We start from the raw sequence: 15,315 nt of genomic DNA on the forward strand, positions 1-15,315 counted from the left end.
AATATTCTGCGGTTCTCCGACAGCTCTGCCGTCATTCCGGGGCGTGGGCGAAGCCCGCGAACCCGGAATCCAGAGGCGAAGTGATCGGAGTCTCGTAACTGCCGGATTCTCAGGTGCGCAATTGCGCACCTTAGTTCGTGCTATGCGCGCACCGGAATGACGGAGAACACTAGCGTTGCACCACGTCCTGGTTGCTGTGGTTAGAGGCCTGCTGCCCGCGCGCGCCCATTGTCGCCACCTCGGTCTTGAGGAGAGCGCCGGGACGCACGCGCTGCAGGCCGTTGACGACGATGCGATCGCCGGGTTTCAAGCCCGTTGTCACGATGCGCAGTCCGTCGACCGAGCCGCCAAGCGTGATCGACCGGTAGGCCGCACGGCTGTCGTCGCCAACCGCCATCACGAACTTCTTGTCCTGGTCGGTGCCGATCGCGCGCTCGTCGATCATGACCAGCGACTGCTGCTTCGGCTGGCCCATGCGCACGCGGGCGAACTGGCCGGGGATGAGACGCCCGTCTTCGTTCTGGAACACGGCGCGCACACGGATGGTGCCGCTCTGGCTGTTGACCTGGTTGTCAATCAGCTGGATATGGCCCTTGGCCGAGAGGCCGCCGGAGGTCGCCATCTCGACAGGGATCTGATCGAGATTGCCGCGCTTGCCGGAGGCATCGGCGATCGAGTTCAACGCCCGCAGCACAACCTCTTCATCCGCATCGAACGAGGCGTAGATCGGATTGACCGAGACAAGCGACGTCAGGACCGGAGAGGCGGTGCCGGCGGCGACGAGATTGCCGACGGTGATCTCGAACTTGCCGACGCGGCCGTCCACTGGCGCCCGCACCTCGGTGTAATCGAGATTGAGCTTGGCGGTCTGCAGCGTCGCTTCGGCCGCCTTCACATTGGCAATGGCTTCGCGATTGGCGTTGTCGCGCTGGTCGTAATCGCGCCGCGTGACGACGGCGTTGCCGACCAGCTGTGCGCCGCGCTCGAGCTCGCTCTGGGTGAAGACCACGCGCGCCTTCGCGGCCTCGAGCTGGGCGTTGGCCTTGTCGACCTCGGCCTCGTAAGGCGCCGGATCGATCTTGAACAGGACGTCACCGGCCTTCACCAGCGCGCCCTCGGTAAAATTGGTCGACAGGATCGCGCCGGCAACGCGCGGCCGAAGCTCGACGCGGTTGATGGCCTCGAGCCGGCCCGAGAAATCGTCCCACAGCACGGTCTGCCGCGGCTCGATCATCGCGACAGTCACGGGGACGGCTTGCTCGGTGGCGGCGGCCGTTGCGGTCGCTTGTGCTGCATGAAAGTAATGGCCGGTCGCGATCGAGCCGGCTGCGGCGAGGGCGCCCACGATGGCAACGCCGCCAACAAGACGGCGGAGGCGGCCGGGGCGAGAGGTATTTTCGGACGGGGGCATTTGCGCGCTCCAGATATGTAGTGTTCACTACAGATGTGGAGCTGGATATCGCAGCGCAAGATACTTATGTACCATTCACTAAGAAAATTGTAGCCCCTTACCGCAAGATTGGGAAGGCGGAAGAGAAAATAAAGCGAGAACAAATAGATAGGATCAGGCGTTAGGTTCAGGGACGACGCCGATACCGAGGAGAGCAGGCACATGGGCATGGGACGCCCCCGCGAATTCGACGCCGAAGTGGCGTTGGATCAGGCGATGGAAGTGTTTTGGCGCCATGGCTATGAGGGCGCCACGATTGCCCAGCTCACGGAGGCCATGGGTATCAACCCGCCTAGCCTCTATGCCTGCTTCGGCAACAAGGAAGGCCTGCTCAAGGCCGCGCTCGACCGCTACACCAAATTGCGCAACGTCTGGATGGACGGGGTCGTCGCGGCGCCGACCGCCCGAGACGTCGCCGAGCGGATGCTGACGGGCATCGCCGAGAAGCAGACCGATCCCGCCAATCCGCCCGGCTGTCTCCTGGTGCAAGGCGGCATTGCCTGCGGCACCGGCTCCGAGAACGTCCCGTTCGAGCTCGCTGCCCGCCGCGCCCAGAACGAAGACCAGCTCCGCGACCGTTTTGTGCGCGCCAAGGCCGAAGGCGATCTCAAGCCGACGTCGGATCCAGCGGCACTCGCGCGATATGTGTCGGCCGTGTCGGTCGGCATGGGCGTGATGGCATCTTCGGGCTCCGACCGCGAGGCGCTGCGGCAGGTCGCGACCGTGGCGGTGCAGGCGGTTGAGGCGCAGTCGGAGCGCAGGTAAGGCTCCCAAAGGGGATCAGCCCTGCGACCTCGCACAAGAGTAGGCAATGTTCGCCCTGACATTTCTCGGGACCTCGGCCAGCGTTCCATCCGCAGAGCGCAACCATCCGGCGCTTCTGCTGGAGGCCGCGGGCCAGCGCATGCTGATCGATTGCGGCGAGGGCACGCAGCGACAGTTGCTGCGAAGCGGCGCCGGCTTCCGGCGGCTCGATCGCATTCTGCTGACGCACGGGCATCTCGACCACGTGCTCGGCATCCCCGGTCTGTTCTCGACATTGGGGCTGCGGCACACCTCCGACGTGATGACCATCCACGGCGGGCCAGGCACGCTCGATATCGTCATCCGCATGCTCGCAGGCCTGTGGGGCGAGGGCCGGGCGCCGATCGCAATAGAGTTCGCGCCGCTCTCTGAAGGGCATGTCGTCGACGCCGGCGACTTCACCATCAACTGTTTTCCGGTCCGTCATCGCGACACCGACAGTTTCGGCTTCGTTTTTCAAAGCCCTGCGCGCCGCCATCTCTTGTCCGATCGCCTCTCTGCGCTTGGTGTGCCCGATGGTCCCATGCGCGGCGAGCTTGCCGCGGGTCGGCCGATCATGATCGAAGGTAGCCGGACGATCGATCCGGAGGATGTCCTGGGTCCGCCGAGTGGCGGCAACAAGCTGGTCGTGATCGGCGACACCGAGGCCACCGAGGGGCTATCAAGACATGCCGCGGATGCGGACCTGCTGGTGATCGAGGCGACGTTCCTGGATCGGGATGCGCCGACCGCGCGGGACTACGGCCATCTCACCGCGGCGGAGGCGGCTCGGTTCGCGGCCACGAATAACGTTCGGCAGCTTGTGCTGACCCATTTATCAGGCCGCTATGAGGACGGAGAGATCCTGGCCGAGGCGGCAAAGATCTTTCCGAACGTCAGGATTGCCGCAGACTTCGATCGTATCGCTGTTTAGGCAGTGCATTGCGCGCTCAGCCCAACAGGCCCGACTTGATCGTGATATCCTGCACCGTGCTCGTCAGCCGCATCAGCTTCGGCAGCGCCTGATCGCGAAAGGTCGGCATGTCCATGCGCATCGCATCCACGGTGACGCTCAGTCCGGCAATCACAAAACCCTGCGCGTCCAGGATTGGCATCGCCAGCGTGCGCAGGCCATAGGCGTTCTCGCCGTCGGAGACGGCATAGCCCTTCTTCTTTACCTGATCGAGCCGGGCGAGCAGGGCGTCGAGATCGGTCAGCGTTCGCTCCGACAGCTTGACGCGGGGCCGTGACTCCAGCCGCTCGATCTGCTCGTTGCGCTGAAGATGCGCCAGCATGGCATGGCCGAGCGCGGCGCTGTAGGCGGGGATGCGCGTGCCCGGCCGACGATCCATCTTGTGGCGGTCGAGGCCGGCGCCGACGCGCGCGAGATAGATCACGTCGCCGCCATCGAGGATGCCGAGCGAGGCCGCATCGCCGACCTCGGGCACGAGGTCGCGCAGCAAGGGCTCGACGATGGTGCGCAACGATCCGTGCGACAGCACGGTGTAACCGAGGTCGAGGCAGGCCACGCCGAGACGGAACCGGCGGCTCTGCGGTACCGCCTGGAGATAACCGAGCTCGATCAGGGTCTGGATCAGCCGGAACGCTGTGCCGCGATCGAGATCGGCGCGTGCGGCAACTTCACTCAGCGTCAGCTCGAACGCCTCGCTGGTGAAGCTCTTGAGCACGGCAAAGGCTTTGCCTACGGACGCGACATGATTCTTGGGATTTTTGTTCTTGGGATTTTTCGGTGTAGCTTCCGGTGCGCGTTTCGCCGCCTTCTTTTCGACCTTGGCCATGCCCGTACGCCCTGCGATGACAGCCACAGCCCTTGACGCGGCGGCAGCCTGATCTTACCAACGGGTCAGATTATAACAAATGTTCGCATTCCGAACAACATCGATCTGACGATCGGAGGAAGCTTTGTCGACATCATCGCTGCACCCCCAGTCCTTGCACCCACATGGCGTGTTCTCCGCCGCGTTGACGCCGCTCGACGCCGAGCTCGCGCCCGATCATGCGCGCTTTGTCGCGCATTGCCGCTACCTGCTGGACGAAGGCTGTGATGCCATCGCGATGCTCGGCACCACGGGGGAGGCGAACTCCTTCTCGGTCTCCGAGCGCACCACGCTGCTGGAGGCCGTGATCGCCGGCGGCATCAAGCCGAAACAGCTGCTGCCGGGCACCGGCGTCGCCGCGTTCACCGAGACTATCGCGTTGACGCGCCATGCGCTGTCGGTCGGCGTCGATACCGTGGTGATGCTGCCGCCGTTCTACTACAAGAACGTCAGCGATGACGGCGTCTATGCCGCCTATAGCGAGATCATCCAGCGCATCGGCGACAAGCGCCTCAGGATCGTGCTCTATCATATCCCGCAAATGTCGATGCAGCCGATCTCGCACGCGCTGATCGAGCGGCTGCGAGCGGCCTATCCGTCGACCATCGCCGGCATCAAGGATTCCTCGGGCGACTTCGCCAACATGACCGCGATGGTCGATCGGTTCCCGGGCTTTTCGGTGCTGACCGGCGCCGACCCGCTGCTGCTCCCGCTGCTGCGCAAGGGCGGCGCGGGCTGCATCACCGCGACCTCGAACCTCGTCGCGCGCGATCTCGCCTATGTCTTCAAGCATTTCCGCGACAGCGACGACGACGCAAGCCTTGCGGCTGCACAGGCGCGCATCGTGAACGCGCGTGAGCTGGTCTCGCGCTTCGCGCAGATGCCCTCCCTGAAGGCGCTGATGGCCGAGCGCACCGGTCACGCCGGCTGGCAGCGCCTGCGGCCGCCGCTGGAGACCTTGCCGGCAGCTCAATTGAAAGAGCTGCTCGCGAATGCCGCGGCATTCGCGACGGCCGCTTAAGGCGGGCGCGAGCGGCGAGGCGATCCGATGTCCGAGTCTTTCCAGGACGCGCTGACCGGGCTCGCCGCCATCCGCCTGCTTGCCGACGACCTGACCGGCGCGCTCGACACCGCGGCGGAGTTCGTTGGCCTGTGCGGACCGTTCGACGTCATCTGGGAGGATACGCCCGCGGCGTCAGGCTCCCCGAGCCTCGCGATCGACAGCGGCACCCGCGAACGTTCGAAAGCCGAAAGCGTCGCGATCGTCGCCCGGCTGGCGCCGCTGCTTCGCGACGGCACGATTGCCTACAAGAAGGTCGATAGCCTGCTCCGTGGCGCCTGGGCGGCCGAGCTCGGCGCCTGCCTGAGCACTGGTCACTGGGCATCATGCGTGGTCGCGCCTGCCTTCGACTATCAGGGACGCCGCACCGTCGATGCCCAGCAATATGCGCGCATGATGGACGGCGACTGGCATCGCGTCGGCGACAATCTGCTGGACCAGTTGAGACAGGATGGCATCGAGGCGCAGCGCGGCAGCGCCGACACGCTGGCGCAAGGCGGCGTTCAGGTCTTCGATGCTGGAACCGACCTCGATCTCGATCGCGTCGTCGAGCTGGCGCGGCGGATGCCCGGGCCGGTGCTGTGGTGCGGAAGCGGCGGGCTGGCCGGTGCACTCGCGCGTGGCCACCGCGCAGATGCACTTTCGAAATTCAAGCGGCCGGTGCTGGGCCTGTTCGGCTCGGACCAAGCCGCCACCGCATCCCAGCTGGATGCATGTGGCGACGCTGCTGTTGCGCTCGCCGAAGGTGACGGCAGTGCGCTCGTTCAGCGCAAGCTGGCCGAGCGCGGCGTGGCGTTGGTGAAATTCTCGCTTGCCGAAGGATTGTCGCGCGCCGATGCCGCGCAACGGATCGCGCGCGAGCTGACGGCGCTGGTCGCGGAGCTCGATCCGCCTGGAACCCTGATCGTTGCTGGCGGAGAGACGCTGAAGGCCGTATGCCTTGCACTCGGCGCGCACGCGCTGCAGGTGACAGGGCGGATCGTGCCGGGCTTGCCGCGCTCGACGCTGCAAGGCGGCCGCTGGGCCGGCGTCGATGTGATCTCGAAATCCGGAGCGTTCGGCGGGCGCGATCTCTGGCGCGATCTGCTCCGGGACAATCATTTGCTCAATATGGGGAGCCCGACATGACCTCTCGTCATCTTGCCATCACCATGGGCGATCCCGCCGGGATCGGGCCGGAGATCATCATCAAGGCCTGTGTGGGATTGAAGGATCGGATCGCGAGTGGCGATCTGCGTCTGCTGATCATCGGCAGCGGCGCTGCGCTGGACGGCGCGAAGGCCGCGCTCGGTGCCAATGTTGCGATCCCGCAAGTCACGGCCGACGATCGCGGCTGGCCCAACCTCTGCTACCTGCAAGCCGACGCCGAGGGCGACCCGATCAGGCCAGGTGTGCTCAGCGCCGATGGCGGCCGCTTTGCCTACAAGGCGATCGCGCAGGGCGTGCGCCTGACGCAGGCGGGCCGGACCGGAGCCATCGTCACGGCGCCGCTCAACAAGGAAGCTCTCAACAAGGCTGGCTATCACTTTCCGGGGCACACCGAGATGCTGGCGCATCTCACCGGCGTGCGCGGCTCGGTGATGCTGCTGGCCCACGGCAACATGCGCGTCAGCCATGTTTCGACCCATGTGGCGCTGGAGGACGTGCCGAAGCGTCTGACACCGGAGCGGCTGCGCATGGTGATCGATCTCACCAATGATGCGCTGCTGCGGCTCGGCATCGCCAGGCCCAAGATCGCAGTCGCTGCGCTCAATCCGCATGCCGGGGAGGGCGGCCTGTTCGGCCGGCAGGATATCGACGTCTCCGTGCCGACGATTGCGAAAGCGGTCGCCGACGGCCTCGACGTCGTCGGTCCCGTGCCCGGCGACACCATCTTCGTCAAGCTGCGCGCCGGCCAGTACGATGCGGTGGTCGCGATGTATCACGACCAGGGGCACATCCCGGTCAAGCTGCTTGGCTTCCAGGTCGATCCCGCCACCGGTCGCTGGCAGGAGCTCTCCGGCGTCAACATCACGCTGGGCCTGCCGATCATCCGCACCTCCGTCGACCACGGCACTGCCTTCGACATTGCCGGCAAGGGCATCGCCAACGAGCACAGCCTGATCGAAGCCATCGACTATGCCGAGCGTCTCGCCGCCGGCGCCGCCGCTTCCAGGTCCTGAGATCGAGCCCACCATGACCAACGCCTTCACGCCCATCGAAATTCTCCGCCCCACCATCCTGGAGTTCGGCAACGGCACGATCACTGCAGCAGCGCGCTTCGCCGAGCGGATCGGTGCCAAGCGGCCGATGGTGGTCTCCGATCCCTTCAATGCGCGTCGCGTCGACACGCTGGCCCTGCCGGGCGCAGTCAAAGTGTTCGGCGACGTCAAGCCCGAGCCGGACCTGCCCAATCTCGAGAAGGCGGTCGCGATGGCGCGCGACGTCAAGCCCGATCTCGTCGTCGGCTTCGGCGGCGGCAGCGCAATGGATATCGCCAAGCTGGTCGCCGTGCTCTGCACCAGTGATGTCGCCTTTGCCGACATCGTCGGGCCGGAGAAGGTCGCCGGCCGCAGCGTCGCGCTGATGCAGATTCCGACCACCTCCGGTACCGGCAGCGAGGCGGGTACCCGCGCGCTGGTCACCGATCCCGTCAGCCAGAATAAGCAGGCGGTGCAGAGCCGCTTCATGCTGGCCGATATCGCCATCGTCGATCCTGACATGACGATGACCGTGCCAAAGGAGATCACTGCAGCCACCGGCGTCGATGCGCTGGCGCACTGCGTCGAAGCCTATACCAGCCGCAAGGCGCATCCGACGATCGATCTCTATGCGCTCGAAGGCGCGCGGCTGGTCGGGCGCTATCTCAAGCGCGCGGTGGCCGACGGCGGCGATCGCGAGGCGCGCGCCGGTCTGTCGCTGGCCTCGCTGTATGGCGGCTATTGCCTGGGGCCGGTGAACACCACCGCCGGACACGCCGTGGCCTATCCGCTCGGCACACGGCATCACATTGCCCACGGTCTCGCCTGTGCTGTGATCTTTCCGCACACGCTGGCGTTCAACATGCCGGCCGTCGAGGCGAAGACGATCGCGGTACTAGGCGCGCTCGGTCTCCCGGAGTGTAACGATGCCAAGCTTGCGTTCGATGCGACCTATGCGTTCTGCAAAAATCTCGGCGTCGAGATGCGGCTGTCGGCGCTCGGCGTGCCCAGGAATGATCTCGGTGTGATGGCCGACGAGGCGCACGCCATTCGCCGGCTGCTCGACAACAATCCGCGCGATCTGAGCCGGGATGCGATCCTGAGCATGTACGAGGTCGGGTTCTAGCTAGCTATCTCCGCCGCGCGCCCGCGGCAACTCAACAACAATACTGTAAAAGGTGAGGAAACTTCGATGAGATCGATGTGGCTTGGTCTTGCTTCGGCAATTCTGCTGGCGATGTCCCCGGCGAGTGCGCAGGACGGCTATCCGTCCAAGCAGGTGAGCGTGATCGTGCCCTTTGCCGCCGGCGGCACCGCGGACATCTTTGCGCGCATGGTGTCGAACCATCTGCAGATGAAGCTCGGCAAGCCGTTCGTGGTCGAGAATGTCGGCGGCGCCGGCTCGATCCTTGGCGTGACGCGGCTGGCGAAGTCGGCCGCCGACGGTATCACGCTCGGGCTTGCCAGCACGTCGGCGCTCGCGATCAATCCGTCACTGTACGGGCCGAAGCTCAGCTATCAGCCGGACAGGGACCTGGCGCCGGTCGCCCAGATCAGCGTCGTGCCCAACGTGCTCGTCGTCAACCCCAGCAAGATCGCGGCGCGGACCGTGCCGGAGCTGATCGCCTATCTGAAGGCGAACCCGGACAAGGTCTCGTTCGGCTCGGCCGGCGTCGGCACCTCGCAGCATCTCGCCGGCGAGCTGTTTCAGCAGATGACCGGCACCAGGATGGTGCACGTGCCCTACAAGGGCTCGAGCCAGATGCTGACCGACCTGTTGAGCGGCCAGATCGATCTCGCCTTCGACAACGTGCCGCTGCTGCTGCCGCAGGTGAAGACCGGTCAGCTCGCGATGCTTGCCACCGCAACGCCGAAGCGCGCCGCCTTCGATCCGGAAGTGCCGGCCGTGGCCGAATTCCTCCCCGGTTTCGAAGCGGTCGCCTGGCACGGCTTCTTCGTTCCGGCCAGCACGCCAAAGCCGATCGTCGAAAAGCTCTCGGCCGAGATCCGCGCCTACATGCAGCAGCCGGAGACGGTGCAGAAGATGGCCGAGCTCGGCGCCACCGCAGTCGCGGTCGATTCCGAGCCGTTCGCGGCATATATCGCCTCCGAGACGGAGCGGTGGAAGAAGGTGATCGAGGCTGCGAATATCAAGGTGGAGTAGGGGGCGGGGCGCGTGCTTGAAGCTGTGGCGGCTGCGCTTGATCCGTTTACAGCCGCGCTTGCCAGCCTAGGGCTGAGCAGGTAGAAGGCTGCCACGCCTGAGCCGCGATTTGCGCCAAACGCGCGGCCGGCCGCAGTCGGACAGATCGGTAAGACCTTGAATTTGTTCGGCTATTCCGTTGGGGAATGGTGTAACGGTAGCACAACAGACTCTGACTCTGTTTGTCTAGGTTCGAATCCTAGTTCCCCAGCCAATTCCAGGCACTCCCACAGGTCTGAATTACCTCTGATCCGACGGCCCGCCGTGCCGCGGCTCGCGACGGTTTGCTTCATCCCGACATCGCCATTGCCAGTCGGATCGGGGCAGATCCGATCGTCCTTGACGTACAACCCAAGGAGATCAGTGATGCCCTATATCGACGGTTTCGTGCTGGCTGTCCGCAAGGACAAGATCGAGGCCTACAAGGCGCTGGCCCGAACGGCTTGCGCGGTGTGGATGGAGCACGGTGCGCTCGACTACGTCGAATGTATCGGTGACGACGTGCCTTACGGCCAGCTCACGTCCTTTCCCCGCGCGGTGATGGCAACGGAGGATGAGATCGTCGTGTTCTCGTGGATCGTCTACCGCGACCGGGCGACTCGCGATGCCGTCAACGCCAAGGTGATGGCCGATCCGCGGCTCAAGGCCGCCGACATGCCGTTCGACGGCAAGCGCATGATCTATGGCGGCTTCACGACGTTGCTTCAGGCGTTGGCCGAGCGTGCTTCGTAGGGTGGGTTAGCCTTGCGGCCGCGCGAAGCGCAGTCCGCTGGCGTAACCTACCTCTTTCGTGTCCGCGGAAATAGACGTGGTGGGTTACGCCGAGCGGTTTGCGCTTCGCGCAATCCGCGGGGCTAATCCATCCTAGAGATCTGCGCAGCCGCAAGACAGCGATGATAGTCACTCCGGTTGTTATCCCTGCACCGAACGACGCCAGACCGAATGCGGGAAGCAGCGTGCGTGATCGCTGCTCCCTTATCCAGCATCGTCGCAATTCGTTTCACCTTGCCGGTATCCGGCTGGCATGCCATCCTCTCGTCGCCAGGTATAAATCAAACGGAAGCGGGGCGCCTCGCCCACGCTTTCCAAAAAATCTTGGTTGGGGAAACCCTTTGGGAGGTCTGATCTCATGACATTGAAGCATGTCACGGGGCTGCTTTGCGCGGCCGCGATGTCCCTTGCGTTCGCGGCCGGCGCGCGCGCCGAGGACAAGGTGGTCAAGATCGGCGTGATCATGCCGATGTCCGGCGGCACCGCCTCGATCGGCGCGCACGCCAAGGCGGCGCTCGAAGTCGCCATGGACATCATCAACAACGCCCATCCCGAGCTTGGCAATTTGCCGCTGGCGAAGAACGCAGGCCTTACCGGCCTCGGCGGCGCCAGGATAGAGGCGGTCTTCGCCGACAACCAGGGCAACCCGGCGACGGGGCAGAACCAGGCGCTGCGCCTGATCACGGAAGACAAGGTCGCGGCCGTGTTCGGCTCGTATCAGTCCGGAGTGACGCTGACGTCGAGCGCCATCGCCGAGAAATACGGCATTCCCTTCCTGAATTCGGAATCGGTCGCCGCCAATCTCACCGAGCGCGGTTTCAAATGGTTCTTCCGCACCACGCCGATCGCGACGGACTTCGCCAAGATCTACACCGACTTCCTCGCCGACATGAAGGCGACCGGCGCCAAGACCGACGCGATCGCGCTGGTCCATGATAACACCGAATACGGCACCTCGGTCGCCAACACGATCAGCGCCGCCTTTAAGGAGAAGGGACAACCGGTCGCGCTCGACGTCGCCTATCCCGTCAATGCGACCGATTTGCAGGGGCAGGTGCTCCAGCTCAAGGATAAGAAGCCCGACGTGATCATCATGATCAGCTACACGTCGGATGCGATCCTGTTCGCCAAGACCATGCAGTCGCTCGACTACAAGCCGGCGATCCTGCTTGCCGACGATGCCGGTTATTCCGACCCCTCCTTCATCAAGGCGGTCGGCAAGATCTCGCAAGGCGTGTTCAACCGCTCGTCCTGGGTCGTCGGACCGCCGGGCTCGGTGTCGGCCGTCATCGCCGACATGTACAAGAAGAAGAGCGGTGAGGAGATGGATGACACGGTTGCCCGCCGGATGCAGGGCTTCTTCGTGCTGGCCGACGCCATCGACCGCGCCGGCTCGACCGACCCGGCAAAAGTCCAGGCCACTCTGAAGGCGACGGACCTGAAGGCCGACCAGCTCATGATCGGCTACAAGGGCGTCAAGTTCGACGACAAGGGCCAGAACATCCTGGCGTCCGGCGCCATCATCCAGCTTCAGGACGGCGAGAACTACGTCTCGGTGTGGCCGAAGGCGAATGCGGAAAAGCCGCCGGCGCTGCCCTACAAGGGCTGGTGAGATTTTTTAAAGGCGGGGCCGCGCGCCCCGTCTGTCCTAATATGATCTGATCAGAGCAACGCGGCTGATGTCCTTTGTCCTCGTGCAGGTGATTGTCGGCGGCCTTCTGCTTGGCGCTGTCTATGCCCTGTTTTCCTCCGGCCTCACGCTGGTGTGGGGCATGATGAACATCGTCAATTTCGCGCATGGCGATTTCGTCATGCTCGGCATGTATGTCGCCTACGTAGTTTATACGTTGATGGGCGGCGGGCCGATCCTCGGTGCGCCGCTGGCAACGCTCGTTCTCGCAACCGTCGGCGTCGTCGTCTACTTCGCCCTGATCCGCGACATCATGAAGGGGCCGATGCTGGCGCAGATTCTCGGCACCTTTGGGCTCGCGCTCCTGCTGCGCTATTCCGTGTTCTGGTGGTTCGGCGCCAATTTCTTGTCGATGCCGCAGAACATCGTCGGCGGCACCTATGCGTTTGCAGGCCTGCGCATCGAGGCCTCGCGGCTGCTGGCCGGCGTGGTCGCGCTGCTGGTGACGCTCAGCCTGCATCTGTTGCTGACGCGCACCTCGCTCGGCTCGAAAATGCTGGCGGTGGCGGAGGATCAGACTGCGGCGCAGCTGATGGGGATCAGGCCCGACGCCATGCAGGCGATCGCCTGGGCGATCGCGGCCGGCGCCACGGGGCTTGCCGGCGCGCTGATCGCGAATTTCTTCTACATCGTGCCGACGGTCGGCGAGACGCTCGGCATCGTCGCCTTCGTCACGGTCTCGCTCGGCGGTTTTGGCAGCGTGCCCGGTGCGCTCGTCGCGGGTCTTCTGATCGGCGTGATCGAGTCGCTCTCCGGCTATCTGATCGGTGCGGTCTACAAGGACATCATCGTCTATGTCATGTTCCTGCTCTTCCTCTGGTTCAGGCCACAAGGCTTAATGGGCAAGACCTGATGGAGAAGTCCTGATGGGGAAGATGTGATGCGGCGCCTGATCTGGCTCTCGGTCGTCGCAGCGATTGCGATCGCCTATCCGTTGCTGTTGTCCTCGCCGTTCCAGCAGCGCCTCGGTGCGCTGGTGCTGCTCTACGCGATTGCAGCGTCGGCCTGGAACATCGTCGGCGGCTATGCCGGCCAGGTCTCGGTCGGCCATGTCGTGTTCTTCGGCTGCGGGGCCTATGCCGCGATGGGGTCCTACGCCAAGTTCGGCCTGTCGCCGCTGTTCGGCGTTCCCGGCGGCATCGTGATTGCAGTGGGGCTCGCCGCGATCATCGGCGTGCCGACGCTGCGGCTGTCGGGGCACTACTTCAGCATGGCGACGATCGCAGTCGCCGAGACGATGCGGTTGATCGTCACCAACACCGACTGGCTGGGTGCGGCGGTCGGCCTCTCGGGGCCGACAGTACCGCGCAACATCTTCGATCTCTCGTTCCTGTCGTCGCTGCCGTACTATTATCTCTTCCTCGTCATCCTCGCGGTCACGCTGCTCGTCACCTGGTGGATGACCAACAGCCGGATGGGATTTTACCTGCGTGCGATCAAGGATTCCGAGCGCGCCGCGCGCTCGCTCGGCGCCCCCGCGAGCCGCACCAAGCTTTACGCCTACATGCTGAGTGCCGCGTTCACCAGCGTCGCCGGCGCGCTCTATGCGATGATGTTCGGCTTTGTCGACCCCGAGTCAGGCCTCGGCATCCTGATCTCGGTGAAAATCCTGATCATGGCGGCGCTCGGCGGGGCAGGGCTGTTGTTCGGGCCATTGGTGGGTGCGGCGATCCTGGTGCCACTGGAAGAGATCTCCAATAGCTGGCTCGGCGGCAGGGGCGCAGGCCTCACCTTCGTGCTCTATGGCGCGATCATCGTGCTGATCGCGCGATTCCAGCCCGGTGGTCTGCTCAGCCTGTTCACGCGGCGCAGGAAACCAACATCCGACACGGGAGCAAGCCATGCTCCTTGAGGCGCGCGGCATCACAAAAGCGTTCGGCAGCTTCAAGGCGGTGGACGATGCCTCTGTGACATTGGAGCAGGGCGATATTCTCGGCCTGATCGGCCCGAACGGCGCGGGCAAATCCACCTTCTTCAATTGCCTGACCGGCGATCTCAAGACCACCTCCGGCCGCGTGCTGTTCGAGGGACGTGATATCACCGATGTCACGCCGGAGCTGCGCGCCGGGCTCGGGCTTGCCCGCACCTTCCAGGTGCCGCAGACCTTTGAAGGCATGACCGTGCTCGAGAACGTCATGATCGGTGCGTTCCTGCGCACCGCGCATCGCCAGGAGGCCGAGACCAAGGCGCGCGCCGTGCTGGAGCGCGTCGGCATGAGCCGGCTTGCGGATGCGCCGGCGCGTTCGCTCGGCACGCCCGGCCGCAAGCGTCTGGAGATCGCCCGCGCGCTCGCGACCGAGCCAAAAGTGTTGCTGCTCGACGAGGCCATGGCCGGCCTCAACGCGCATGAGGTGAAGCTCGCGATCGATCTCGTCCGCGATATCCACCGTTCCGGCATCACACTTGTCATCGTCGAGCACATCATGGAGGTGATCATGTCGTTGGCCAGCCGCGTCATGGTGTTTCACCAGGGCAAGGAAATCGCCCGCGGTAGCCCACGTGAGGTCACCTCGAACCCGGCTGTGATCGAGGCCTATCTCGGCAAGCGCGCGGCGAAGGCCGCCGCCGGCCACACGCCGATCGAACTGATGGGCGGGCCGGACCTATGAGCGGACCGTTGCTCAGGATCGAGCGTCTCGAGGTGCGCTACGGCGACTTGATTGGTGTCTCCGACGTCTCGCTGGAGGTGCCCGAGGGCAGCGTCTTCGCGCTGCTCGGCTCCAATGGCGGCGGCAAGACCACGACGCTGAATGCGATCGCCGGCCTCATCCCCGTGCATTCAGGAACGATCAGCTTTCGCGGCGAGGACATCGCCGGCCAGAAGGCCTTCACGATCGTGCGCAAGGGGCTGGCGTTGTCGCCGGAGGGCTGGCGGCTGTTCGTGCAGCAGAGCGTCGAGAACAATCTCATGCTCGGCGCAACGCCGCTGCACGACAAATCGCGCCAGGCCGCGCTGCTCGAGCGCGTCTACGAGATCTTCCCGCGGCTGAAGGAACGCCGCAACCAGCGCGCCGGCACCATGTCGGGCGGCGAGCGGCAGATGCTCGCGGTCGGCCGCGCCCTGATGAGCGATCCGAAGCTCCTGATGCTGGACGAGCCCTCGCTCGGCCTCGCGCCGGCGGTGGTCGAGTCCATGTACGAAACGTTTGGTCGCCTGCATGGCGAAGGCCTGACCATCCTGCTCGCCGAGCAGTCGATCGAGCTCGCACTGGAGGTCTCGGACTTCGCGACCGTGCTCCAGGTCGGCAAGAGCGTGCTGTCCGGCACCGCGGCAGCCTTGGCCGAGGATCCGCAGGTGCAGAAGGCCTATCTCGGGGTCGGGTGACCGATCTCGGCTTGA

Annotated in this window: 15 protein-coding genes and 1 tRNA gene; 14 read left to right on the forward strand and 2 right to left on the reverse strand. The window is 64.8% G+C overall.

All coding sequences use genetic code 11. The annotated features are described in order from the left end of the window. Positions 1-169 precede the first annotated feature (169 nt). Positions 170-1,411, reverse strand: coding sequence for an efflux RND transporter periplasmic adaptor subunit (locus ABIC09_RS17665; RefSeq protein WP_354110038.1), 1,242 nt, complete (start codon positions 1,409-1,411; stop codon positions 170-172). Positions 1,412-1,612: 201 nt separating this feature from the next. On the opposite strand from ABIC09_RS17665, the gene ABIC09_RS17670 reads away from it, so the two are divergent. Then, the gene (locus ABIC09_RS17670; protein WP_354033957.1) at positions 1,613-2,215 is read left to right on the forward strand and encodes a TetR/AcrR family transcriptional regulator; all 603 of its coding nucleotides are present in this window, start codon (positions 1,613-1,615) and stop codon (positions 2,213-2,215) included. Positions 2,216-2,261: 46 nt separating this feature from the next. Continuing rightward, on the forward strand, positions 2,262-3,167 hold the full coding sequence (gene rnz, locus ABIC09_RS17675) for a ribonuclease Z (protein ID WP_354110039.1): 906 nt from the start codon (positions 2,262-2,264) through the stop codon (positions 3,165-3,167). A 16-nt stretch (positions 3,168-3,183) separates the two neighbouring features. Here the strand turns inward: rnz and ABIC09_RS17680 are convergent, their stop codons facing one another. Beyond that, the gene (locus ABIC09_RS17680; RefSeq protein WP_354110040.1) at positions 3,184-4,032 is read right to left on the reverse strand and encodes an IclR family transcriptional regulator; all 849 of its coding nucleotides are present in this window, start codon (positions 4,030-4,032) and stop codon (positions 3,184-3,186) included. Between the two features lie 139 nt (positions 4,033-4,171). On the opposite strand from ABIC09_RS17680, the gene ABIC09_RS17685 reads away from it, so the two are divergent. From ABIC09_RS17685 to ABIC09_RS17740, 12 genes are all read left to right on the forward strand, one after another. Further along, positions 4,172-5,092: a dihydrodipicolinate synthase family protein gene (locus ABIC09_RS17685; protein ID WP_354110156.1), complete on the forward strand. Its 921-nt coding sequence runs from the start codon at positions 4,172-4,174 to the stop codon at positions 5,090-5,092. Between the two features lie 27 nt (positions 5,093-5,119). After that, positions 5,120-6,259, forward strand: coding sequence for a four-carbon acid sugar kinase family protein (locus tag ABIC09_RS17690; protein ID WP_354110041.1), 1,140 nt, complete (start codon positions 5,120-5,122; stop codon positions 6,257-6,259). Further along, entirely contained in the window at positions 6,256-7,293 is a 1,038-nt protein-coding gene (pdxA, locus tag ABIC09_RS17695; protein ID WP_354110042.1) for a 4-hydroxythreonine-4-phosphate dehydrogenase PdxA, read from the forward strand. Before ABIC09_RS17690 ends, pdxA begins: the two co-directional genes overlap by 4 nt. A 13-nt stretch (positions 7,294-7,306) precedes the next feature. Continuing rightward, positions 7,307-8,437 (forward strand): iron-containing alcohol dehydrogenase, encoded by a 1,131-nt coding sequence (locus tag ABIC09_RS17700; RefSeq protein WP_354110043.1) that lies wholly within the window; start codon positions 7,307-7,309, stop codon positions 8,435-8,437. A 66-nt stretch (positions 8,438-8,503) separates the two neighbouring features. Then, positions 8,504-9,475 (forward strand): Bug family tripartite tricarboxylate transporter substrate binding protein, encoded by a 972-nt coding sequence (locus ABIC09_RS17705; protein ID WP_354110044.1) that lies wholly within the window; start codon positions 8,504-8,506, stop codon positions 9,473-9,475. A gap of 179 nt (positions 9,476-9,654) precedes the next feature. Beyond that, positions 9,655-9,728: transfer RNA gene (locus ABIC09_RS17710), tRNA-Gln, on the forward strand. A 152-nt stretch (positions 9,729-9,880) separates the two neighbouring features. After that, a complete protein-coding gene (locus ABIC09_RS17715; RefSeq protein WP_354110045.1) occupies positions 9,881-10,246 on the forward strand; it encodes a DUF1428 domain-containing protein in 366 nt (121 codons plus the stop codon). A 397-nt stretch (positions 10,247-10,643) separates the two neighbouring features. After that, entirely contained in the window at positions 10,644-11,897 is a 1,254-nt protein-coding gene (locus ABIC09_RS17720; protein WP_354110046.1) for an ABC transporter substrate-binding protein, read from the forward strand. Positions 11,898-11,964: 67 nt separating this feature from the next. Continuing rightward, on the forward strand, positions 11,965-12,828 hold the full coding sequence (locus ABIC09_RS17725) for a branched-chain amino acid ABC transporter permease (RefSeq protein WP_354110047.1): 864 nt from the start codon (positions 11,965-11,967) through the stop codon (positions 12,826-12,828). Between the two features lie 27 nt (positions 12,829-12,855). Beyond that, a complete protein-coding gene (locus ABIC09_RS17730; protein ID WP_354110048.1) occupies positions 12,856-13,827 on the forward strand; it encodes a branched-chain amino acid ABC transporter permease in 972 nt (323 codons plus the stop codon). Continuing rightward, entirely contained in the window at positions 13,817-14,584 is a 768-nt protein-coding gene (locus tag ABIC09_RS17735; RefSeq protein ID WP_354110049.1) for an ABC transporter ATP-binding protein, read from the forward strand. The genes ABIC09_RS17730 and ABIC09_RS17735 overlap by 11 nt, the downstream gene beginning before the upstream one ends. Then, positions 14,581-15,300 carry an ABC transporter ATP-binding protein gene (locus ABIC09_RS17740; protein WP_354110050.1) on the forward strand — a complete coding sequence of 240 codons (720 nt, stop codon included), beginning with the start codon at positions 14,581-14,583 and terminating at the stop codon, positions 15,298-15,300. The genes ABIC09_RS17735 and ABIC09_RS17740 overlap by 4 nt, the downstream gene beginning before the upstream one ends. Positions 15,301-15,315: the final 15 nt, after the last annotated feature.

Origin of the sequence: Bradyrhizobium sp. S3.12.5, assembly GCF_040548225.1 — a bacterium.
Classification (GTDB): domain Bacteria; phylum Pseudomonadota; class Alphaproteobacteria; order Rhizobiales; family Xanthobacteraceae; genus Bradyrhizobium; species Bradyrhizobium cytisi.

Excerpts from the sequence above, each read along its gene's own strand:
- ABIC09_RS17665 (WP_354110038.1), bottom strand. The coding sequence starts at position 1,411 with ATGCCCCCGTCCGAAAATACCTCTCGCCCCGGCCGCCTCCGCCGTCTT.
- ABIC09_RS17670 (WP_354033957.1), top strand. The coding sequence starts at position 1,613 with ATGGGCATGGGACGCCCCCGCGAATTCGACGCCGAAGTGGCGTTGGAT.
- rnz (WP_354110039.1), top strand. The coding sequence starts at position 2,262 with ATGTTCGCCCTGACATTTCTCGGGACCTCGGCCAGCGTTCCATCCGCA.
- ABIC09_RS17680 (WP_354110040.1), bottom strand. The coding sequence starts at position 4,032 with ATGGCCAAGGTCGAAAAGAAGGCGGCGAAACGCGCACCGGAAGCTACA.
- ABIC09_RS17690 (WP_354110041.1), top strand. The coding sequence starts at position 5,120 with ATGTCCGAGTCTTTCCAGGACGCGCTGACCGGGCTCGCCGCCATCCGC.
- pdxA (WP_354110042.1), top strand. The coding sequence starts at position 6,256 with ATGACCTCTCGTCATCTTGCCATCACCATGGGCGATCCCGCCGGGATC.
- ABIC09_RS17700 (WP_354110043.1), top strand. The coding sequence starts at position 7,307 with ATGACCAACGCCTTCACGCCCATCGAAATTCTCCGCCCCACCATCCTG.
- ABIC09_RS17705 (WP_354110044.1), top strand. The coding sequence starts at position 8,504 with ATGAGATCGATGTGGCTTGGTCTTGCTTCGGCAATTCTGCTGGCGATG.
- ABIC09_RS17715 (WP_354110045.1), top strand. The coding sequence starts at position 9,881 with ATGCCCTATATCGACGGTTTCGTGCTGGCTGTCCGCAAGGACAAGATC.
- ABIC09_RS17720 (WP_354110046.1), top strand. The coding sequence starts at position 10,644 with ATGACATTGAAGCATGTCACGGGGCTGCTTTGCGCGGCCGCGATGTCC.
- ABIC09_RS17725 (WP_354110047.1), top strand. The coding sequence starts at position 11,965 with ATGTCCTTTGTCCTCGTGCAGGTGATTGTCGGCGGCCTTCTGCTTGGC.
- ABIC09_RS17730 (WP_354110048.1), top strand. The coding sequence starts at position 12,856 with ATGCGGCGCCTGATCTGGCTCTCGGTCGTCGCAGCGATTGCGATCGCC.
- ABIC09_RS17735 (WP_354110049.1), top strand. The coding sequence starts at position 13,817 with ATGCTCCTTGAGGCGCGCGGCATCACAAAAGCGTTCGGCAGCTTCAAG.
- ABIC09_RS17740 (WP_354110050.1), top strand. The coding sequence starts at position 14,581 with ATGAGCGGACCGTTGCTCAGGATCGAGCGTCTCGAGGTGCGCTACGGC.